We start from the raw sequence: 18,909 nt of genomic DNA on the forward strand, positions 1-18,909 counted from the left end.
CAAGGCCCGCGGCGCGGCCTTGCGCGTCCGGGCAAGCATCCCCTGGCGCTTCGATTATCGAACAAATCGGAAGAATTTCTAAAGCGGGCTTAAGGATGGTTAATGATTGGCAAACGCGTCGCGATAGCCGGCAAGCACGCCCTCGACCATCGCGGCTTGCGAGAAATGCGCCGAGATGCGCTCGCGCAAGGACGCCGCGCGCTGCGTGGTGGTTTGCGGATCGTCCAGCACGGCGGCGATCGCCTCCGCCATGGCTTCGGGATCGCTCGGCGCGAACAGAGCCGGGCTCTCGGCGCCCAAGATCTCTGGGATGCCGCCGATCTTGGATGCGATCATCGGAATGCCTGCGGCGCCGGCCTCGATCACGACGTAAGGCATGGAATCGCCGCGAGAGGGAACGACCAGCAGCCGCCCCTTGGAGAAGCCGTAGCGCGCCTTGACGTGACCGATGAAGCGGATGGCACTGGTGAGGCCGAGCCTTTCGACCTGCGCCTTCAGCGCGGCCGTCTCCTCGCCGTCGCCGCCGAGCGTGAGCGTGACCTTCTTGCCGCCTTCATGCAGGCGCGCCACGGCATCGACCAGCAGGTCGGCGCCCTTGATGTGCCTGAACTCGCCGACATAGCAGAGGTCAGTCGCATCGTCGGCCATTACGACAGGCTCGAACTCCTCCGGAGTGACACCATTGAAGACACAATGGACCACGCCCTTGGGCGTGCCGACGATGCGCTGATAGGTGTCGCGGGCAAACGCGCTCTCGAACAGGAACAGGTCCGTCGAGTCCATCAGCGCGCGTTCGAGCCGCGCGTAGAACTCGCCCTTGAACGTGTTGAGGGGATAATGCAGCGAGCCGCCATGCGGGGTGTAGATGCGGATAGTGTCGTCCGAGCGCCGCCGCATGCGGATGAAGGCGCCGGCCTTGGCGCCGTGGCCGTGTATCACGTCGGGCTTGAGCATTGCGATCAGCCGCCGCATCCGCAGCCACACCATAATATCATCAGGGGACGGCTCGCGGCGGATCGCCATGCGGTGCACGCCGAGCTTCAGCCGCGGCGCGAGCTCGGCCAGCGCCTTGTCGGCACGTTCGCCGCCGGTGAGGCTGTCGGCGAGGATGCCGACATGATGGCCGCGGTCGACCTGGCCGTTGGCGACGTCGAGGATGTGGCGGAAGATTCCGCCGACCGGAGCACGCACGGCGTGCAGGATGCGAAGCGGCCGGTCGGGAGAGGGGGGCATGATCAAAACCAGCTCGACGGCGACTGCCGAACAATTCTCACGAAATAATCGAGAGGGATTAAGGGCCCTCGTGGTTAACAAACGGTGACGGGCGCACGCGCGCGAGGCGTGCGATATCACGATTAACCCAGCGGCAACCTTAATGGAGTGTAATCGCCACGGTTGAGGTAGAGTCGCAGCGTTGCCCTGCGGGAGTGTTCGATGCGTTTAGCGTTTTGGCGTGCCGGCAAGGACAAGGCGGTGATCGCGCGGGCCGTCTCGAAGTCCAAAGGCGAAGCCGCGCCCGAGGTCGAAGCCAAGATCGAAAAGATCGAAGCAAAGCCTGCGTCCCTCGTCACGAAGCCGGCGCAGGTCGAATCCGGCGACATCGACCTGCACGCGCTCGGCTCGGCATTGGCGCGCAAGCGCGGCTGGATCATCGTGCCGACGGTGCTGGCGCTCGTTGCGTCCCTCGCTGTCGTCAATCTCGTCACGCCGCGTTACAAGTCCGAAACCCGAATCCTGATCGACGGCCGCGAGAACGTGTTCCTGCGCCCGAACAGCGACCGTGCCGAGGAGCGGCAGGCGCTCGACGCCGAGGCCGTCACCAGCCAGGTGCAGCTCGTGCTGTCGCGCGATCTCGCGCGCGAGATCATCAAGAAGAACAAGCTTGCGGAACGCCCCGAATTCGACCCGGTGCTGCAAGGTATCTCGCCGCTGAAGTCGCTTGCCGCGCTGATCGGCATCGGCCGCGATCCGTTCGCGATGACGCCGGAAGAGCGCGTGCTCGATGCCTATTACGAGCGCCTCCAGGCCTATGCGGTCGACAAGTCGCGCGTGATCGTGATCGAATTCCAGTCCGCCGATCCCGAGCTTGCCGCCCGCGTCGCCAACTCGATCGCCGACGGCTATCTCGTGCTGCAGCAGGGCGTGCGCCAGGAGCAGGCCAAGAACGCCAGCCAGTGGCTGGCCGGCGAGATCGAGAATTTGCGCAAGAAGGTGTCCGAGGCCGAGGCCAGGGTCGAAGACTTCCGTTCCAAGTCCAGCCTGTTCGTCGGCACCAACAACACCACGCTGTCGAACCAGCAGATGGGTGAGGTCAACACCCAGCTCAACAATGCGCGCTCGATGAAGGCCGACGCCGAGTCCAAGGCACGGTTGATCCGCGAGATGCTCCAGAGCGGCAAGCCGATCGAGGCATCCGAGGTCGTAAACTCCGAATTGATGCGCCGGCTGTCCGAGCAAAGGGTGACGTTGCGGGCGCAGCTCGCCGAACAGTCGTCCACGCTGCTCGGCAATCACCCGCGGATCAAGGAGCTGAAAGCGCAGCTCGGCGATCTCGACAATCAGATCCGGGACGAAGCGGCCAAGATCTCGCGCTCGCTGGAGAGCGACGCCCGGATCGCCAGCGGCAGGGTCGATGGCCTGACTGTGAGTCTGGAGCAGCTCAAGAAGCAGGCGGCCTCGACCAACGGCCAGGACGTCCAGCTCCGCGCGCTCGAGCGTGAGGCCAAGGCGCAGCGCGACCTGCTCGAGACGTATCTTGCCAAGTACCGCGAAGCCAATACCCGCGAGACCATCGACACGGCGCCGACGGACGGCCGCATCATCTCGCGCGCCATCGTCTCCAACACGCCGGCCTATCCGAAGAAGCTGCCGATCGTGCTGATCGCGACCATCGCGACGCTGCTGCTGTCGTCCGGCGTCGTCGTCACCGGCGAGCTGCTGAGCCAGACTGCGCCGCGTGCAGCGGTGGCGGCTGGTCCGGCGCGGGCGCCGGGGCGTCAAGAGCCGCTGGTCGTTCAGCGGGTCGTCGAGCCTGTCGTCGAAGGGGGCAACGATCCGGTGATCGATCCGGTGATCGATCCGGTCTTGGCAGAGCCCGCGCCGCTCCAGCCGGGGATGGCGACCGAGGTGGACGTCAGCGAATTCGCCGAGATCGAACGTCTGGCCGACAATTTGCGTGCGGCGGGCGCTGCGGCCAAGAAGGTCACGGTGCTCGGCACCGCGTCCGGCGAAGCCATCACCCTGTCGACATTGACGCTGGCCCGGCACCTTTCGCGCGATGCCCGCGTCGTCGTGGTCGATCTCGCCGCGTCCTCACCGACCATTGCCGCGGTGTCCGTCGATGCATCGGCTCCGGGTCTTGCCGAACTGATGCAGGGCGAGGCCTCGTTCGCGCAAATCATCACCCGCGACAAGCTATCGCGGCTGCATCTGGTCATGGCCGGCCGTCCCGGATTCGACCGCAGCCTCCTGCAGTCGCCGCGCGTGGCGCTCGCGATCGACGCGCTGCTGCGCGCCTACGATCACGTGCTGATCGACGCCGGCAGCGCCTCCGACCTTCCGGCCGAACTGCTGACGGCGCATGCCCGCGCCGTCGTGGTTCCCGATGCCTCGATGGCACCGGATGCGCGCGCGCAGATGTGCGAACAGCTGAGAGCCGTCGGCTTCAGCGATGTGACGATGCTGAGCAAGCCGGTGCAGCCGTCGGATGCGATGGAGACGCCGCGCGTGGTGGCGGCGTAGGCGAGGGCGCTCGCCGTCGGTCTATGGTTCAGTTGAGCGAGGTCGGTGCCTCTTACCCTCCCCTGGAGGGTAGGGGAATCGCATATGGCGTTGGCGGGGTGTTGCCAAGCGGCTGGAACTGGATTCTTTGGGTGTCTCTCGATTCCCGAGGGAGCCCTAAATGCGCAAGCTCAAGCGCCTGTTTCGACCGCTCAAGGATCCGCGCGCCAGCAACAGCCGACACGATCTGGTGGATATCCTTGTCATTGCATTGGCGGCTACGCTGGCTGGCGCCAAGACCTGCACCGAGTTCGAGTTCTTCGGCCAAGGCCGCGAGGAACTGTTGCGGCGATTCCTGGAGCTTAGGCACGGTATTCCGAGCCACGATACGTTCAGCAACGTCTTCCGTGCGCTGGACCCGAAAGGTCTGGAAGCGGTTTTGCGCAAGTTCAGCAAGAGCTTCGGCGTCGAGGGCGTGGTCAGCATCGACGGCAAGGCTCTGCGCGGAGCCTTCGCGCGTGGCCGGCAGGCCACGCCGCTGCATATGGTCAACGTCTGGGCGGCCGGCACGCGTATGGCGTTGGCTCAGCGGAAGGCCCCCAATCGCAACGAGGTTGCTGGAGCTCTCGAAGTCCTCGCGCTGCTCGATCTGGACGGAGCTCTTGTCACCGCCGACGCCTTGCATTGCCGGCCCGATACCGCGCAAGCCATCCGCGACCGGAAGGGGCACTACGTGTTGGCCATCAAGAGCAATCGTGGCCGGCTCTTCAAGGCCGCCAAGACGCTGGTCGACACAGCCCGAAAGGCTGCGCGAGCGAGTCAACGAAGGGCCACCGCCCACGGCCGCATCGAACGCCGGCAGGCCATCATCGCGCCGGCGCCACAGTTGGCGAAGCAATACGACTTCCCTGCTATCGCCGCCGTCGGCCGTATCGACAGTTGGCGCGCCAACTCGGGCAAGACCGCCAAGCATACGGTCCGATATTTCCTGGCCTCGCGCCTGCTGTCGGCCAAAAAGCTGCTCGAGGCCGTGCGCGCCCACTGGAGCATCGAGAACAACCTGCACTGGGTTCTCGACGTTCTGTTCGACGAGGACGCCTGCCGCAGCCGCAAGGATCACGCTGCGGAAAATCTCGCTCTTATTCGCAAGCTGGCCATCAATGCCCTGCAGGCAACGCCCGGTCCCGCGCGCATCAGCCACAAAATGCTCCAGGCCAGATGGAATAACGACTTCCTTCTCTCCACTCTCGCCCATATGCGATAGCCCTACCCTCCAGGGGAGGGTAAGAGGCAGATCGCAAGTGGAGAGAGTGAGAGCATTCAGCGCCTACCCGAACGCCTGCCGCAGCCTGCGCGCGAGGTCGAACAGCATCTGGTTCTGCTTCACCAGCCGCTTGCCGCGGCTGAACGAGGACATCGCCATCGCCGCGAGCCTGCCGCGCGAGGTCAGGGGGACGAAGCTGTCGAAGATATCCTCGTCGTCCTTGCAGAACATCCCGCTTGTAGTCGTCCGAACCGATCCCGAGGTCGAGCGAGCGGTAGCCGCGTTCGGCGTAGCGATCGATGATGTAGCGCATCAGGATCAGGCCGGGGCTGTAGCGGGCGTGCTCGGACATCGTGTAGGTGTTGAACATCATCGAGAAGCGCGCTCCGTCGGCGACGCCGGCGAAGATCGCGATCACCTCGTCGTCGCATTCCAGGGCGTGGATGTCGATGACACGGCCTTCACCGCGCGGCGCAAGGCAGGCGCTGCGGACGAACTGCTCGACACCCGGCTCGGCGAAGACGTTCGGGAGCTTTTGCTCTGCCATCCGCACCGGCTTGACGCGGAAGAACCAGTCGAGCAGGCGGGTGATGTCCGCGTCCGACGTGGCAAGGTGATAGCGATAGCCGGCGAGGGACTGAAGCTTCTTTTCCTTGCTCTTGAGGCGGCGACGGAGGGAATTGCTGATCCGCGATTCCTTCGGCCCGCCGGGCTCCATCACCAGCCGCGGACAGCCGTTGATCGCGCTCTGTCGCGGCAGAGCCGCGAACGGGTTCTGCTGGTCGTGCCAGCGCAGCGGCTGCTGCGTCAGCGCGAGCACGTCGACATGCGCACGCAGCGACGCAAGCAGCGCGTCGAGATCGGCGGTGGCGGCCTGCGCCGCGAACTCGGCGTTCCACAGGCCCATATTGAAGGTCGTGTGCTTGCCGCCCATGAAGCACGCCGTGCGCACGCCGTGGCTTTGGCGCAGCGAGAGCGGCAGCAGCAACAGCGGCTGGCGATCGGCGTCGCGGCCGATCACGATGAAGGGGTGCGCGCCTTCATCGGCGCCGACCAGTCGCTGCCACGGGCTCAGCAGGTCGAAGCGCTGGTAGGGCGTGAAGAGATGACCGTTCGCCTCGAAGGCGCGCCAGACCGCCTCGGCCTCGGCGAGATCGGTGACGATGTCGACCTGCGCGATACGGCTCGCTTTCGACCGCGCTGGCGCTTCTGCCGTCCGGCTTTGCATCGCCGCAGCCATGGTCATTCGCGAAACCTGTCGAGAAACTAAAAATACGTATTTCGGCCTGTGGCCGACCTTTGCAAACAAAGGTCAACAAAGGGTAATGACAATGGGAGAGGGAACGGACCGCCGGCGCGCGCGAAGGGTGGGATTTTGGCTTCCGACGACAGATGGCTGGAACGGCTGCGCCTCGAGCTGGCCTGGTTCAGCGGTCAGGCAGCGCTGCGCAGTCGTGGCGCCGGCGCCATCCTGCGCTTTCAACACGTGCGGCCGCGGCACCGCGGCGGGTTTCAGCCGCTGCGCGCGAACGAGATAACGCCGCAATTCCTCGACCGCGCCATTCGCGCGCTGCGGCGCTGGAACTACGATTTCCTCGGCATGGACGAGGTCTGCCGGCGCGCGGTGACGCTGCCGGAGAAGCGTCGCTTCGTGGCGCTGACCTTCGATGGCGCCAACAAGGATCTCATCACCTTCGCCTATCCGGTACTGGCGCGTCACGCCGTGCCCTTCACGATCTATGTGCCCACCGCCTTTCCCGATGGCGTCGGCGAGGCCTGGTGGCTCGGGCTCGAGCAGGTGATCGCGCGCGAGAGCCGCATCAGCCTGATGATGGGCGAGAAGGAGCAGCGCTTCACCGTCACCGACAATGCCCGGAAGCAGGCGCTGTTTTCGTATCTGGAGAGCTGGCTTCGCTCGCTGCCGCCGGCGGATTTGTCGGTCGCGATCGCCGATCTCTGCACGCGCTACCGGGTCGACCTCGCTGCGCTCTCGCGCGAGGCATCGATGGATTGGGAAGATCTCGCGAAGCTCGCTGCCGATCCGCTGGTGACGATCGGCAGCGCCACGGTCAACTATCCCGTTCTCGCCAACATGAAGGATGCCGCCGCATTGCGCGAGATGACGATGGGAAAGGCCGTTGCGGAATCGGCTTTCCGCCGCGAGATCGGGCATTTCGCCTTTCCGTTTGGGGACCGCTCGTCGTTCCGGCGCAGCCACGTCGTGATGGCGGAGGAGGCCGGCTTTGCCAGCGCGGTGTCGACGATCCCGGGCATCGTGGAGGCTGAGGGACGCACAAATCTGCGGGCGCTGCCGCGGATTTCATGGGACGGGCGCGTGCGCTCGCTGCGGATGCTGCGCGTGCTGGTGTCGGGTGTTGCCTTTGCGCCGGTGAAGCCGACGGGCAGCGCTACGGGCAAGACCTAACGGGTGGACTTGACGCGATCGGGACGTTGCATCCAGCTCACGATCGGCATCGCCGGCAGCACCCAGCCCATGCCGACCGCGACGTAGTAGATCGCCTGTCGCCAGCCGGATTCCGCGATCCAGGGCATCTGCGCCAAGGCCATGCCGAGCAGGGCCCAGACGGTGGCCAGCACCAGGAGCAGGATGGCGCCGAGGAACTTGCGGGTGCGGATCGTCATGGCGGAATGTCGCGGTCTTGGCGTAACTTGCGCTGCGGGAGCGGGGGACTATAAGGGGCACGCAGTCCGGTTCAAGCCTGGTTTTTGCCCCGAATGACTCTGATGTCCACCCTGTCCGAGCCGCACCGCGCCGTGCGCTGGTGGCTGATCGCCGTGGCCGCACTGATTGCGCTGATGGTGCTGGTCGGCGGCGCGACGCGGCTGACGGAATCCGGCCTGTCGATCGTCGAATGGAAACCCGTTACGGGCAGCGTGCCGCCGCTCACCGAGGCGCAGTGGACCGAGGCATTCGAGGCCTACAAGAAGATCCCGCAATATCGCGAGCTCAACGCGGGCATGAGCCTGTCCGAGTTCAAGGAGATCTTCTGGTGGGAATGGAGCCACCGGCTGCTCGGGCGCTTCATCGGCGTCGCCTATCTCTTGCCGTTCCTGTTCTTCCTGTGGCGCGGCGGCCTGTCGGGTGAGCTGAAGCGGCGGCTGTGGCTGCTGTTCGCGCTCGGCGGTCTCCAGGGCGCGGTCGGCTGGTGGATGGTCGCCTCGGGCCTGACCGAGCGGATCGAGGTCTCGCAATATCGGCTGGCGACGCATCTGGTGCTCGCGCTTCTGATCTTCGCCGGGATCGTCTGGACGGTGCGGCGGCTCAAGGAGCGGCCGCAGATCGCCGCGGCCACGCGGCTGCGGCTCACCAGCGCGCTGCTGCTCGTCGTGACCTTCGTGCAGATCTATTTCGGTGCACTGGTTGCGGGCTTGCGCGCAGGCCGCGCCTACAACACCTGGCCTGAGATCGATGGCGCGTTCATCCCGTCGGCGGATCGGTTGTGGTTCGAGACGCCGTGGTGGCGCAACATGTTCGACAATGTGCTGACGGTGCAATTCGAGCACCGCATGACGGCTTATGCGCTGTTCGTGCTGGCGGCGCTGCATGCGATCGACGCGGTGCGCTCGCGCGCAGGGGCAGCAGCGAGTGGCGCGCTGTGGCTGTTTGCGGCAGTGAGCCTGCAGGCGGTGCTCGGCATCCTCACGCTGCTCAACCAGGTGCCGATCGATCTCGCGCTCGCGCACCAGGCGGTTGCGATACTGGTGCTGACGCTCGCGGTGATGCAGGTTGAACGGCTCGCATCAAGGCGGTCTGCGGAGACGCAGCCACGCGCGGTTCCTGTCAGCCAGCCCGGCTGATCACCATCAGCCCGGCTGATCAGCAATAACCGTATACGCCGCAGGCATAGGGCAGGCGCCAGAAATAGTCGACCTGCTTCCCGCCGTAATACGGGCCCTGATAATCGTAGCTCCAGGGCCGGCCGTAATAGCCCGGCAAGGTGCTGGAGCCGGGCAGGAGAGGCGTGCCCGGCAGGTTGCGGATATAGCTGCCGATGCCATAGGCCGGCGAGATCAGCGCATCCGGATCGGTCTCGACATAGACCTGTGGCGGGTCCTGCGGTGGCGCGGCCGCGCGACGCTTCGGCGTCGCCGGCAGATCGGCGGCGAGCGCGCCTGAAACCGTCAGCATCGCCGCAAGGGCAGGCACCATCCAGCGCAGCATCGTCGGCTCCGAATCAAAGGGCGATCCAAAGGTGATGTATGCGGCAGGTATGGTTAATGACTGTTAACGGGGGCCGTCGACGCCGGCACAAGGCCGCTGCCCGTCATTCCGGGGCGGTCCGGTAGGACCGAACCCGGAATCTCGAGCTGACCAGACAACATCGAGGTTCCCCGGTGCGCAATTGCGCACCTAAGGTTCGGTGCTTCGCACCGCCCCGGAGCGACAACAGCTACGCCCCCAGCGCCTGTTCCAGATCCGCGATCAAATCTTCCTTGTCCTCGATGCCGATCGAGAGCCGGACCACGTCGGGGCCGGCGCCTGACTTCACCTTGGCGGCATCATCGAGCTGGCTGTGCGTGGTCGAGGCCGGGTGGATCACCAGCGAGCGGGTGTCGCCGACATTGGCGAGGTGCGAGAACAACTGCAGTTTCGACACCAGGCTGACGCCGGCGTCATAGCCGCCCTTCAGGCTGAAGGTGAACACGGCGCCCGCGCCTTTCGGAGCATATTTGCGCGCGAGCTGGTTGTACTTGTCGCTCGGCAGGCCCGCATAGCTGACCGAGGCCACCGCCGGATGTCCCGCGAGATATTCGGCGACAGCCTTGGCGTTATCGCAGTGCTTCTGCATGCGCAGCGGCAGCGTCTCGATGCCGGTGAGGATCATGAAGGCGTTGAACGGCGACAGCGCCGGCCCGAGATCGCGCAAGCCCAGCACGCGGCAGGCGATCGCGAAGGCGAAATTGCCGAAGGTCTCCTGAAGCCGGATGCCGTGATATTCCGGCCGCGGCTCCGACAGCATCGGATATTTGCCGCCCGTGGACCAGTCGAAGGTGCCGGCATCGACGATGATGCCGCCGAGCGAGTTGCCGTGGCCGCCGAGGAATTTCGTCAGCGAGTGCACGACGATGTCGGCGCCGTGATCGATCGGGCGGATCAAATAGGGCGAGGCCAGCGTGTTGTCGACGATCAGCGGCACGCCGGCCTTGCGCGCCACCGTCGAGATCGCCTCGATGTCGGTGATGCTGCCGGCGGGGTTGGCGATGGACTCGATGAAGATCGCCTTGGTGCGCGGCGTCACCGCGCGCTCGAAGCTTAAGATGTCATCGGGATCGGCCCACACCACGTTCCAGCCAAAACTTTTGAATGCATGCGTGAACTGGTTGATCGAGCCGCCATAGAGCTTTCGCGCCGCGATGAACTCGTCGCCTGGCTGCAGCAATTGCTGCAGCACCACGACCTGCGCGGCATGGCCGGATGCCACCGCAAGCGCGGCCGTGCCGCCTTCGAGCGCGGCGACGCGCTCTTCCAGCACGGCGTTGGTCGGGTTGCCGATGCGGGTGTAGATGTTGCCGAACGCCTGCAAACCGAACAGCGAGGCGGCGTGGTCGGCATCGTTGAAGACGAAAGAGGTCGTTTGATAAATCGGAGTCGCGCGCGCACCGGTGGTTGGGTCGGGCTGTGCACCGGCATGCACGGCAAGCGTTGAAAATCCCGGAAGGCGATCGCTCATTGAGGGCGTCCTGTTCTCGTGGTCTGAAATCGCGCGGCATGCTGATGGGCGCGGCGCTCGCCGTCAAGGCGCCGCTTCACACCAGCATGATTTGGAAACGATCTTGCTACGCATTGTCGCGCTCGCGAAACGAATCCTTCGCGGATTGCGTCAGCTCTGCTCGGTCTTGTTCTTCGCGGCGCGATCCGATGCTGCAGTTTCGCCACCACCGACGCTCATCCGATTGAGGGATAGCCGCATGCCCTGGGTCGGTGCCGGCGCCCGCTTTGAGCTGAGCGTGCGCGAATTCACGCCCATCCAAGATATCTCTGACGACAAGCGGCCATATTCGATCTTGGGGCAGCGGTTCATGACCACCTTGATACCGACCGACTCCGCCTTTGCCGCCGCGGCATCATCGCGCGCGCCGAGCTGCATCCAGATCACCTTCGGCAGCGGATCGAGCGTGAGTGCCTCTTCGACGACGGGCATGATGTGGCTGGAATTGCGGAAGATGTCGATCATGTCGACGGGACGGCCGATGTCCGAGAGCGAGGCGACGAACGGCTTTCCAAGCAGCTCCTTGCCGACATGGCCGGGATTGATCGGAATCATGTCGTAGCCGCGCTGCGCCAGATATTTGAACGCGAAATAGCTCGGTCGCACGTTGACCGGCGAGGCGCCGACCATCGCGATCGACTTCACGCTGTTGAGGATGCCGCGGATGTAATTGTCGGGATAGGCGTCGTGGTTCATATGTCGTTCTTCTTCCTTGTCATTGCGAGGAGCGAAGCGACGAAGCAATCCAGTCTGTTTCCGCGGAGGGATTTCTGGATTGCTTCGCTTCGCTCGCAATGACGATTCTACTCATCCCGCCATGTCGGCGTGCGCTTCTCGATGAAGGCGCCGATGCCTTCCTCGGCGTCGCGCGCCATCATGTTCTCGGTCATGACCTCTGCCGTATGGCGGTAGGCATCTGCAAGGCTCATCTCGGCCTGGCGGTAGAACGCCTCCTTGCCGAGCTTGATCGTGTAGGCGGATTTCAACGCGACCTTCTGCGCCAGCGCAATCGCCGCATCACGCTCGGTGCCGGCGGGGACGACGCGATTGATGAGCCCGATCTCGCGGGCGCGCGCCGCCGGAATAGGCTCGCCCGTCAGCAGCATCTCCATCGCCTGCTTGCGCGGCACGTTGCGCGACAGCGCCACCATGGGGGTCGAGCAGAACAGACCGATGTCGACGCCGGGCGTGGCAAAGCTTGCCGCCTCCGAGGCGATCGCGAGATCGCAGCTCGCCACGAGCTGGCAGCCCGCCGCGGTCGCAATGCCCTGGACGGCAGCGACGACCGGTTTGGGCAGATGCACGATCGCCTGCATCATCGCGCTGCACGCCGCCATGACCTGCGCAAAATAGGCCCGGCCGCGATCCGGATCGGTGCGGCGCGCGGTCAGTTCCTTGATGTCGTGGCCGGCGGAAAAAGCGGGGCCGTTCGCTGCGATGACGGCCGCACGGATGTGCTTGTCTTCCGCGATCGCATTGAGGCTCGCATGCAGCTGTCCGATCATCGCCTCCGAAAGGCTGTTGCGCGCGGCTGGTCGGTTCAGCGTGAGCACGGCGACGCTGCCGACGATCTCGCGCAGCAGGATCGGTGGTTGCGGGGAGGGGGCGCGGGCGGCCTGGACGGACATTGACGCGATTTCCGCTAAATGATTGCAATTGGATGACACCAATAACTTAATGTAACAGGGCAAGCGAAGCGAGGGTGGGGAACGGCATGGCGTTAGCGAAAATGAGCGTGGCGGAGCTCGAGCAGTTCCTCCGTGACGAGTTTCCCCAGGCCTTCAGTGGCGACGACATCACGATCGAGAGCGCGGACGGCCAGACCAGCCTTTTGCGCCAGCGCTACAGCGAAAGGATGCTGCGGCCGGGGGGAACCGTATCCGGCCCGACGCTGATGGCGCTCGCCGATTTCGCCATGTATGTGGTGCTGCTGTCCGCGATCGGGCCGATCGGGCTCGCCGTCACCACCAATCTCAACATCAATTTCCTGCGCAAGGGCCAGCCCGGGCAGGATGTGCTGGCAGAGGCCCGGCTGCTCAAGCTCGGCAAGCGCCTGGCTGTCGGGGAGGTCAACCTCTTGTCCGGCACCTCAGCCGATCCGATCGCTCATGTCACCTCGACCTATTCCATTCCAAATGTTTGAGCTTTTCGCAGGTAATATCGCACCATATTTTTAAACTATTGATTCGATTGACATAATTTCCGCCTTGGGGCATTGACGGTTGCGTCTCTCTTCTCTAGAAACCCGCGCAGTCCGGTGCGGTGTTCGCGCCGATGCTCCCCGTCCACGGAAACTCTGACATGAAAACCTTTTCGGCAAAGCCGGCTGAGGTGACGAAGAAGTGGGTGCTGATCGACGCCAAGGGTCTGGTCGTCGGCCGTCTCGCCACCATCGTCGCCATGCGCCTGCGCGGCAAGCACCTCCCGACCTATACCCCGCACGTTGATTGCGGCGATAACGTCATCATCATCAACGCGCAGCATGCGGTCCTCACGGGGCGCAAGCGCGAGCAGAAGACCTATTACAAGCACACCGGCTATGTCGGCCACGTCAAGGAGCGCACCGCGCGCCAGATCCTCGAGGGCAAGCATCCCGAGCGCGTGCTCGAGAAGGCCGTCGAGCGCATGATCCCGCGTGGCCCGCTCGGTCGCGTGCAGATGGGCAACCTCCGTGTCTACGGCGGCGCCGATCATCCGCACGAGGCGCAGCAGCCTGAGAAGATCGACATCGCCAAGTTGAACCGCAAGAACACGAGGGCCGCATAACATGGCCGAATCCATCCAGTCGCTTGACCAGCTCTCGCAGCTCAAGACGGCGGCGGCGCCCGAGGCGCCCAAGCACGAGAAGAAGGTCGACAAGTTCAACCGCGCCTATGCCACCGGCAAGCGCAAGGACGCGGTCGCCCGCGTCTGGATCAAGCCGGGCGCCGGCAAGGTCACGGTCAACTCGCGCGAGGTCGAGGTCTATTTCGCCCGTCCCGTGCTGCGCATGATGATCGAGCAGCCGTTCTCGGTGGCCCAGCGTTCGGGCCAGTACGACGTGATCTGCACCGTCGCCGGCGGCGGACTGTCCGGCCAGGCCGGCGCGGTCCGTCACGGCATCTCCAAGGCGCTGACCTATTTCGAGCCGGAGCTGCGCTCTGTGCTCAAGAAGGGCGGCTTCCTGACCCGCGACTCGCGCGTGGTCGAGCGCAAGAAGTACGGCAAGGCCAAGGCCCGCCGGTCCTTCCAGTTCTCGAAGCGTTAATCGCTTCTGTCGCATTCGCCGCGAAAGCGGCTTCAATGAGATGCAAAAGGGCGCTGTTTTCAGCGCCCTTTTTGTTGTTCGTTTGTATGCAAATTGATGGCGTGTTTCCCGAAAACTTAGGCACTCGCGAAAACCTGAATGGAACCCGCGGGACATAGCGTCGCATTTGGAAGGGCGCGCAAATCGGCTGGGCCGATCGCGTAACTGCTATGTTCTAGAGGGGGCCGACATGATGTCGCTCGATAGCATCACGCTCTATTTGGTCGCCACCATGGTTGCCGCACTGCTCGGCGCCATGATGGTGTTTTTCGGCAAGCAGGAGAACAGCCCGGCGCTGAAATGGTGGGGCACCGCCTATCTCCTCGGTGCCGCCTCCGTCGCGCTATGGACCGCGGCGGGTGACAGGCTGGGCCCCCATATTTACCTTGCGCTGAACGCCGTCGGTTTCATCGCCTGCGGCATGGTGTGGAACGCGGCGCGCGTTTTCCACGGACGCAAGCCGAACTGGCCCGGCCTCGTGCTCGGCGCGCTCGCCTGGGTCACTGCTGCGACGCTGCTCGTTCCCACAGCGTCGATGCTGCGCATGCTCGTCGGTGCCGGCATCGTCTCGGTCTATGCGGCGCTGACCGCGAGCGAGCTCTGGACCGAACGGCGCAAGAGCGTGCAACGGCGCTGGCCGGCCGTCGTGATGCCGGTGATGCATGGTTGCGTGCTGATGCTGCCGATTCTGATCGGCAGTTTCCTGCGCCCGCATGATGCCGGCTTCTCGTCGAGCATCTGGATCACCGTGTTCGCGGTCGAGCTCATACTCTATGCCGTTGGTACCGTGTTCGTGATCTTCATGCTGGTGTCGGAACGCACCGTCACCGCGCACCGGACCGCCGCGTCGACCGATCCACTGACCGGCATGCTCAACCGGCGCGGCTTCTCGGAAGCCTGTGCGCGCGTGATCGAGCGCGAGGCCAAGGCCGGGCGGCCGGTGACCGTGATGATCTTCGACATCGACCACTTCAAGTCGATCAACGACCGCTTCGGCCATCCCGCCGGCGACGAGATGCTGAAGCTGTTCTCCACCGTCGTGGTCAGCAACTTGCGCATCTCCGATCTCTCGGGCCGCATCGGCGGCGAGGAGTTCGCCGCGCTGTTGCCGTGTTCGCTGGAGGAGGGCGTGCTGGTCGCCGAGCGCGTGCGCGAGGCGTTCGAGACCTCCGGCGTCGTGGTCGATGAAGGCCCGGTCGACACCACCGTCAGCATCGGCGTCGCCGGCGGTCCGGCCGGTACCGAGCTCGAGGTGCTGCTGGCCTCGGCCGACACCGCGCTCTACCAGGCCAAGCGCGGCGGCCGTAACCGCGTCGAGGCGGCCGAGGAGCTGCCGCTGTCGCTGGAGAACTGGCGCCGCCAGAGCGCCGCGCGAACTGGCGCATCGCAGGCGCGTCCGGCCACCGCCTGAGCCGCGGGGCCTTGCGGTAATCTCCTGTTTACCATTCGATCCCATACCATTCCGGTATGGAATCGATCCGTCGACAGAATCCGCAAGCCGCCCTGATGTCGCTCGAAGCCGCCGCGGCCTCGGCACGCGGCGGTTTCGCCTGCCTGTTCTCGACCGCGGATGAATACGAGACGGCGCTGATCACCGAGCGCCGCGCGCAGGGCCGCTACACGCAGGGGCGCAGCTATTGGCCGCTCGCGCTGTTCGTCAGTTGTGCGCTGATCGTCGCGGGCACGGTCCTGCTGTTCGCCTGACAGGCCTGCATGTCCAGGCCGGGCAGGGCGCCGTTTTCGGCGCCTTTTTCTTGGTCGCTGTCTGCGGTAGACACGGCCATCAACAAAGGGTGGGAAACCGATGATCACCGAGATCGCGCAAATCGACGTCAAGCCGGGCAGCGAGAAGGACTTTGAAGCGGCCGTCGCCAAGGCCAAGGCCGCTTTCGGCCGCGCCAAGGGCTTTCACGGGTTCGAGCTGCACAAGTCGATCGAGAAGCCGCAGCGTTACCGGCTGATGGTGAAATGGGCGACGCTGGAGAACCACACCGTCGACTTCCGTGGCTCGGAAAATTTCACCGAATGGCGCGGCCTCGTCGGCCAGTATTTTGCCGCGCCCCCGGAGGTCGAGCACACCGAGACCGTGCTGACGACCTGAGGCCCTGAGCAGCGTCAGGCCGCCTCGGCCAGGGGCGGCGCCTCATACGTCTTGAAATGGTCGATCATGACCTTGGCGATGGCGACCAGCGGCAGCGCCAGCGCAAGGCCCCAGATGCCGAACACGACGCCGAGCAGGATCTGGAACGCGAACAGCGTGGCCGGCGGGATGTCCAGCGCCTGCCGCTGCAGGATCGGCGTCAGCACGTAGCTTTCCATGGCGTGCACGCCCATGAAGAGCAGAAAGGCCGACAAAGCGGGGATCCAGCCCGAGGCGAGGCTCGCCAGCACCACGATGACGCCGGCGATGATGGCTCCGACGGTGGGGATGAAGGCGAGCAGGCCCGCCTGGATTCCCAGGATGAACGCGCCGGGGATGCCGATGACGGCAAGCCCGATCCAGGTCACGACGCCGACCGCGATCATGACGACGATCTGGGCGATCAGCCAGCGCTCCAGCGTCTCGGCTGTGCGGTCGATGACGAGGGCGACACGCGTGCGGTGCCTCGCCGGTGCGAGGAACAGCAGGCCGTCATGATAGACGCGCGGCTGGGCGGCGAAGGCGAGGCCCAGGAACAGCACGATGAAGATGTTGCCCACGCCGTGAATGGTGCCGAGCAGTAGCTTGAGGGTCTGGCTCACGATCGCTCCGCCGCTGGAGGCGAGCGCGCCGGCGCCGGGCAAGGGACCGCGCGAGGGTGCTGCCGGCGTGGGTGTCGCCTCCGAGGACGTGGTGGCCGAGGAGTCCGACGCAGCGTTGCCGAGATCGAAGAAGCTGGTGTCGATGCCGTGGTTCTCGAGCAAGGACCTGACATTGGCGATCTGCGACTTGATGGTCTTGCTCAGCACCGAGGCCTGCTCGGCAATGGTGGCGCCGCCGAGATAGGCGATGCCTGCCAGAAGCAAAGCGAGCGCGACACAGACGATCGCAAGTCGGATCGTGTGAGGCAGGTGGACCCGGCGGCCGAGCGCATTGACCAGCGCGTTGAGGCCGAGGCCGAGCAGCATGCCGGTGAAGATCAGCAGCAGGGTGGCCGCAAAATACCAGGTGAACGCCAGCAGCGCGGTGAACAGCACGACGCCGATGCCTCCGACGGAAATCGCCCAGGCCTGATCCCGAGCCAGGTCGCTGCGGATGCGTTTGTCTACAGGAATCGTCACGTGAGGTCCTTTTCGAGGGAGGCGGCGCCAACGCACTCTTTCGCGAAATCCTGCCGGGGATCAAGCGGGGGGCGCCGGTTTGGCTCGCTGATCGTCGCCGCGGGGCTGTAGCCTCCCTCCGAGCGGATCGGAGCAGCCGTCCGCTTGGCCTGCCCAGGGCCGCCGGGGCGCCGCCATTTGCGCGAAAATAGCATTGCCGTCCCGCGATCCCCTCTGTTGAATTTGTTCCATCGGAGGGGCATGTTTGGAGAATCTTGTTACCGGGAGGCGCGGAACGACAGATGAGAAAGCCGGTGGTCGGCGTGATCGGGAATTCCCATCGCGTCGAAAATCGATTTCAGGTCCAGATGGTCGGCGAGCGAAACCTGCGCGCCGTGGCCGAGGTCTCCGGCGGCTTGCCGGTGATGTTTGCAGGCTCCCCTGATATCACCGATATTGCGGCGCTGCTCGATACCGTGGACGGCATCATCCTCACCGGCGCCCGCGCCAACGTGCACCCGACCCGTTTCAACGTCGACCCTTGCGAGAAGCACGAGCCCTACGACATCCACCGCGACGAGGTGGCGCTGGCGCTCTCGGTCGCCTGCGTCGCCCGCGGCATCCCGCTGTTCGGCATCTGTCGCGGCCTGCAGGAGATGAACGTCGCCTTCGGCGGCTCGCTGCACCCCGAGATCCGCGAGATCCCCGGCCGCATGAACCACCGCATGCCCCGGCTCGAGAACGGCGAGATCCATCCCGATCCGACCGTGGTGTTCGCCGACCGTCACGACGTCGATCTGACGCCGGGCGGCGCCTTCGCAAAGATTCTCGGCTGCGAGAAGATCCGGGTCAATTCGCTGCACGGCCAGGGCATTCTCGATCCCGGCAAGCGCGTGCTGATCGAGGGCATCGCCGAGGACGGCACCATCGAGGCGATCCGCATCGCGGAAGCTCCGACCTTTGCGCTCGGCGTGCAATGGCATGCGGAGTACGATCCGCAGCACAATCCGATCAACCGCAAGCTGTTCGAAGCCTTTGGCGAAGCGCTGGTGGCAAGGCAGAGGGCAGCGGCATAGGCGGCAAGCGTAGCGAGAGGTCGTGGGGATATGATCTCGCTACACCGTCATTGCGAGCGCAGCGAAGCAATCCAGAGTCTTTCCGCGATCCACTGACAACCTCAAACCCGCATCGCGGCTCGGATTTTTCCAATGCGCATTCCAAATTCCGGATGGAATAAACCAATCAGTAGGAATTGCTCCGTCCCGATTTTCGCGGCTCTGATTTGTTCTTTGAGAACGAACTGGAGTCAGATGCAGAACGAAAGCTGACGATCTCCGCAATTCTCGCGCTGGAAGGTTGCATGCTTTCGGCGATCACTGGGATCGCCGAAATCCTGTCGCTCGCCAATCACGTGATGCAGCAGAGCGGCGCGAAATCCCGTTTCAGCTGCCAGACGCTTAAGAAGACGCTGCTCGAACGCGTCACCGACGTCCTGATCGAGGTCGAAGGGCAGGGCAACCCGGATATCCGCCGCAACGTCTGGGTCAGGATCGAGGAGCAGGAGCCCTCGCACCGGTCGCTCGGCGGCATGCAGCCGACGAGCGAGATCATCGCGAGCACGTTCGGCGCAATCGGAGCGGACGGCGTGAGGGTGGCACGATAGCAGC

Annotated in this window: 19 protein-coding genes and 1 pseudogene; 12 read left to right on the top strand and 8 right to left on the bottom strand. The window is 64.7% G+C overall.

Going from position 1 to position 18,909, the window contains the following annotated elements:
• Positions 1-99 precede the first annotated feature (99 nt).
• The gene (locus ACVIIV_RS23290) at positions 100-1,233 is read right to left on the bottom strand and encodes a glycosyltransferase family 4 protein (protein ID WP_456746238.1); all 1,134 of its coding nucleotides are present in this window, start codon (positions 1,231-1,233) and stop codon (positions 100-102) included.
• Positions 1,234-1,434: 201 nt separating this feature from the next.
• Here ACVIIV_RS23290 and ACVIIV_RS23295 point away from each other — a divergent pair, with 201 nt between their 5' ends.
• Both ACVIIV_RS23295 and ACVIIV_RS23300 read left to right on the top strand, forming a co-directional pair.
• Positions 1,435-3,741: a GumC family protein gene (locus ACVIIV_RS23295; protein ID WP_456746239.1), complete on the top strand. Its 2,307-nt coding sequence runs from the start codon at positions 1,435-1,437 to the stop codon at positions 3,739-3,741.
• 160 nt (positions 3,742-3,901) lie between these two features.
• Positions 3,902-4,984, top strand: coding sequence for an ISAs1 family transposase (locus ACVIIV_RS23300; protein WP_456746240.1), 1,083 nt, complete (start codon positions 3,902-3,904; stop codon positions 4,982-4,984).
• 63 nt (positions 4,985-5,047) lie between these two features.
• On the opposite strand, the pseudogene ACVIIV_RS23305 reads toward ACVIIV_RS23300, so the two are convergent.
• A pseudogene (locus tag ACVIIV_RS23305) lies at positions 5,048-6,230 on the bottom strand (GNAT family N-acetyltransferase).
• Between the two features lie 129 nt (positions 6,231-6,359).
• Between ACVIIV_RS23305 and ACVIIV_RS23310 the strand changes: the two are divergent.
• Positions 6,360-7,409, top strand: a complete 1,050-nt coding sequence (locus ACVIIV_RS23310; protein WP_456746241.1) for a polysaccharide deacetylase family protein — start codon at positions 6,360-6,362, stop codon at positions 7,407-7,409.
• On the opposite strand, the gene ACVIIV_RS23315 is transcribed toward ACVIIV_RS23310, so the two are convergent.
• Complete coding sequence (locus ACVIIV_RS23315; protein ID WP_456746242.1) at positions 7,406-7,627, bottom strand: DUF2842 domain-containing protein; 222 nt, start codon at positions 7,625-7,627, stop codon at positions 7,406-7,408. The genes ACVIIV_RS23310 and ACVIIV_RS23315 overlap by 4 nt on opposite strands.
• 93 nt (positions 7,628-7,720) lie before the next feature.
• On the opposite strand from ACVIIV_RS23315, the gene ACVIIV_RS23320 reads away from it, so the two are divergent.
• Positions 7,721-8,803 (top strand): COX15/CtaA family protein, encoded by a 1,083-nt coding sequence (locus ACVIIV_RS23320; RefSeq protein WP_456746243.1) that lies wholly within the window; start codon positions 7,721-7,723, stop codon positions 8,801-8,803.
• Between the two features lie 19 nt (positions 8,804-8,822).
• Here the strand turns inward: ACVIIV_RS23320 and ACVIIV_RS23325 are convergent, their stop codons facing one another.
• The 4 genes from ACVIIV_RS23325 to ACVIIV_RS23340 form a co-directional block, all read right to left on the bottom strand.
• Positions 8,823-9,167, bottom strand: coding sequence for a hypothetical protein (locus ACVIIV_RS23325; RefSeq protein ID WP_456746244.1), 345 nt, complete (start codon positions 9,165-9,167; stop codon positions 8,823-8,825).
• Between the two features lie 229 nt (positions 9,168-9,396).
• Positions 9,397-10,677, bottom strand: a complete 1,281-nt coding sequence (locus ACVIIV_RS23330; RefSeq protein WP_456746245.1) for an O-acetylhomoserine aminocarboxypropyltransferase — start codon at positions 10,675-10,677, stop codon at positions 9,397-9,399.
• A 150-nt stretch (positions 10,678-10,827) separates the two neighbouring features.
• Positions 10,828-11,412 carry a CoA-binding protein gene (locus tag ACVIIV_RS23335; protein WP_456746246.1) on the bottom strand — a complete coding sequence of 195 codons (585 nt, stop codon included), beginning with the start codon at positions 11,410-11,412 and terminating at the stop codon, positions 10,828-10,830.
• Positions 11,413-11,519: 107 nt separating this feature from the next.
• Positions 11,520-12,344, bottom strand: coding sequence for an enoyl-CoA hydratase (locus ACVIIV_RS23340; RefSeq protein ID WP_456746247.1), 825 nt, complete (start codon positions 12,342-12,344; stop codon positions 11,520-11,522).
• Between the two features lie 86 nt (positions 12,345-12,430).
• Here ACVIIV_RS23340 and ACVIIV_RS23345 point away from each other — a divergent pair, with 86 nt between their 5' ends.
• From ACVIIV_RS23345 to ACVIIV_RS23370, 6 genes are all read left to right on the top strand, one after another.
• A complete protein-coding gene (locus tag ACVIIV_RS23345; protein ID WP_260370809.1) occupies positions 12,431-12,859 on the top strand; it encodes a PaaI family thioesterase in 429 nt (142 codons plus the stop codon).
• A gap of 158 nt (positions 12,860-13,017) precedes the next feature.
• A complete protein-coding gene (rplM, locus tag ACVIIV_RS23350) occupies positions 13,018-13,482 on the top strand; it encodes a 50S ribosomal protein L13 (protein WP_011087726.1) in 465 nt (154 codons plus the stop codon).
• A gap of 1 nt (position 13,483) precedes the next feature.
• The gene (gene rpsI, locus ACVIIV_RS23355; protein WP_018642439.1) at positions 13,484-13,963 is read left to right on the top strand and encodes a 30S ribosomal protein S9; all 480 of its coding nucleotides are present in this window, start codon (positions 13,484-13,486) and stop codon (positions 13,961-13,963) included.
• A 229-nt stretch (positions 13,964-14,192) separates the two neighbouring features.
• Positions 14,193-15,413, top strand: a complete 1,221-nt coding sequence (locus tag ACVIIV_RS23360; RefSeq protein WP_456746248.1) for a diguanylate cyclase — start codon at positions 14,193-14,195, stop codon at positions 15,411-15,413.
• Between the two features lie 56 nt (positions 15,414-15,469).
• Entirely contained in the window at positions 15,470-15,706 is a 237-nt protein-coding gene (locus ACVIIV_RS23365; protein WP_456746249.1) for a hypothetical protein, read from the top strand.
• A 100-nt stretch (positions 15,707-15,806) separates the two neighbouring features.
• Complete coding sequence (locus ACVIIV_RS23370; RefSeq protein ID WP_080136963.1) at positions 15,807-16,103, top strand: antibiotic biosynthesis monooxygenase family protein; 297 nt, start codon at positions 15,807-15,809, stop codon at positions 16,101-16,103.
• 14 nt (positions 16,104-16,117) lie between these two features.
• Here the strand turns inward: ACVIIV_RS23370 and ACVIIV_RS23375 are convergent, their stop codons facing one another.
• Positions 16,118-17,263 (bottom strand): AI-2E family transporter, encoded by a 1,146-nt coding sequence (locus tag ACVIIV_RS23375; protein WP_456746250.1) that lies wholly within the window; start codon positions 17,261-17,263, stop codon positions 16,118-16,120.
• A 281-nt stretch (positions 17,264-17,544) separates the two neighbouring features.
• Between ACVIIV_RS23375 and ACVIIV_RS23380 the strand changes: the two genes are divergently transcribed.
• Entirely contained in the window at positions 17,545-18,318 is a 774-nt protein-coding gene (locus ACVIIV_RS23380) for a gamma-glutamyl-gamma-aminobutyrate hydrolase family protein (RefSeq protein WP_456746251.1), read from the top strand.
• A 338-nt stretch (positions 18,319-18,656) separates the two neighbouring features.
• Positions 18,657-18,905: a tautomerase family protein gene (locus tag ACVIIV_RS23385; RefSeq protein ID WP_456748801.1), complete on the top strand. Its 249-nt coding sequence runs from the start codon at positions 18,657-18,659 to the stop codon at positions 18,903-18,905.
• Positions 18,906-18,909: the final 4 nt, after the last annotated feature.

This window comes from Bradyrhizobium sp. USDA 4354 (genome assembly GCF_054060315.1).

Excerpts from the sequence above, each read along its gene's own strand:
- ACVIIV_RS23290 (WP_456746238.1), bottom strand. The coding sequence starts at position 1,233 with ATGCCCCCCTCTCCCGACCGGCCGCTTCGCATCCTGCACGCCGTGCGT.
- ACVIIV_RS23295 (WP_456746239.1), top strand. The coding sequence starts at position 1,435 with ATGCGTTTAGCGTTTTGGCGTGCCGGCAAGGACAAGGCGGTGATCGCG.
- ACVIIV_RS23300 (WP_456746240.1), top strand. The coding sequence starts at position 3,902 with ATGCGCAAGCTCAAGCGCCTGTTTCGACCGCTCAAGGATCCGCGCGCC.
- ACVIIV_RS23315 (WP_456746242.1), bottom strand. The coding sequence starts at position 7,627 with ATGACGATCCGCACCCGCAAGTTCCTCGGCGCCATCCTGCTCCTGGTG.
- ACVIIV_RS23320 (WP_456746243.1), top strand. The coding sequence starts at position 7,721 with ATGACTCTGATGTCCACCCTGTCCGAGCCGCACCGCGCCGTGCGCTGG.
- ACVIIV_RS23325 (WP_456746244.1), bottom strand. The coding sequence starts at position 9,167 with ATGCTGCGCTGGATGGTGCCTGCCCTTGCGGCGATGCTGACGGTTTCA.
- ACVIIV_RS23330 (WP_456746245.1), bottom strand. The coding sequence starts at position 10,677 with ATGAGCGATCGCCTTCCGGGATTTTCAACGCTTGCCGTGCATGCCGGT.
- ACVIIV_RS23335 (WP_456746246.1), bottom strand. The coding sequence starts at position 11,412 with ATGAACCACGACGCCTATCCCGACAATTACATCCGCGGCATCCTCAAC.
- ACVIIV_RS23340 (WP_456746247.1), bottom strand. The coding sequence starts at position 12,344 with ATGTCCGTCCAGGCCGCCCGCGCCCCCTCCCCGCAACCACCGATCCTG.
- ACVIIV_RS23345 (WP_260370809.1), top strand. The coding sequence starts at position 12,431 with ATGGCGTTAGCGAAAATGAGCGTGGCGGAGCTCGAGCAGTTCCTCCGT.
- rplM (WP_011087726.1), top strand. The coding sequence starts at position 13,018 with ATGAAAACCTTTTCGGCAAAGCCGGCTGAGGTGACGAAGAAGTGGGTG.
- rpsI (WP_018642439.1), top strand. The coding sequence starts at position 13,484 with ATGGCCGAATCCATCCAGTCGCTTGACCAGCTCTCGCAGCTCAAGACG.
- ACVIIV_RS23360 (WP_456746248.1), top strand. The coding sequence starts at position 14,193 with ATGATGTCGCTCGATAGCATCACGCTCTATTTGGTCGCCACCATGGTT.
- ACVIIV_RS23365 (WP_456746249.1), top strand. The coding sequence starts at position 15,470 with ATGGAATCGATCCGTCGACAGAATCCGCAAGCCGCCCTGATGTCGCTC.
- ACVIIV_RS23370 (WP_080136963.1), top strand. The coding sequence starts at position 15,807 with ATGATCACCGAGATCGCGCAAATCGACGTCAAGCCGGGCAGCGAGAAG.
- ACVIIV_RS23380 (WP_456746251.1), top strand. The coding sequence starts at position 17,545 with ATGAGAAAGCCGGTGGTCGGCGTGATCGGGAATTCCCATCGCGTCGAA.
- ACVIIV_RS23385 (WP_456748801.1), top strand. The coding sequence starts at position 18,657 with ATGCAGCAGAGCGGCGCGAAATCCCGTTTCAGCTGCCAGACGCTTAAG.